Origin of the sequence: Mesorhizobium sp. M4B.F.Ca.ET.089.01.1.1, assembly GCF_004022605.1 — a bacterium.
GTDB lineage: Bacteria > Pseudomonadota > Alphaproteobacteria > Rhizobiales > Rhizobiaceae > Mesorhizobium > Mesorhizobium abyssinicae.
In genome coordinates this window covers 1-549 of the sequence record NZ_RZOS01001263.1, presented here as the reverse complement: position 1 = coordinate 549, position 549 = coordinate 1, and the positions used below count along the sequence as shown (strand labels likewise).

2 protein-coding genes are annotated in these 549 nt (G+C 71.0%); both read right to left on the bottom strand.

What is annotated here, in order from left to right:
• The coding region (locus EN780_RS37075) for an S-adenosylmethionine:tRNA ribosyltransferase-isomerase (RefSeq protein WP_189557148.1) at positions 1-152 on the bottom strand (152 nt) is incomplete at its 3' end.
• On the bottom strand, positions 152-549 hold a 398-nt coding region (locus EN780_RS37070), incomplete at its 5' end, for a DMT family transporter (RefSeq protein WP_128276634.1). The genes EN780_RS37070 and EN780_RS37075, both read right to left, overlap by 1 nt.

Below are 549 nucleotides of genomic sequence, written 5' to 3'. Positions count from 1 at the left end.
TCGCCGAGCAGCGACGGCAGGTCGCGCACCGTACGGTCGGACAGCCCTTCCCCCGGCCTGACGACCAGCATCCTGGCGCTATCGCGCGGCTCGGCGGGGCGCAGCGCGATGCGCGCTTCCGGCAGGTTGAAGTCGAAGAGGTCGACGCGCATCAGAAGAGCCGGATGAGCAGCGCTCCGGCGAGCAGCAACACGGCGCCGGCAATGCGGCCGAGCGAGATCTCGCGCACCGCCACGCCGAGGAAGCCGGCACGGTCGATGAGCATGCCGGCCAGCAGCTGGCCGGCGACCAGGAACGCCATCAGCGCGGCGGCGCCGATGCGCGGCGTGAGAATGGTCGAGAGCGTGACGTAGAAGCCGCCGAGCATGCCGCCGGCGATGAACAGCCATGGCGCCGGCGCCTTCCAGTCGAGCGAAATGCCCTGCAGCTTCACCACGACGACAGCGATGACGCCGAGCACGACCGCGCCCGACAGGAAGGAGAACGCAGCCGCCGCGACCGGGAGCCCCAGGCCGCGCGCCAGCTGCGAATTGATGGGCGCCTGAACGG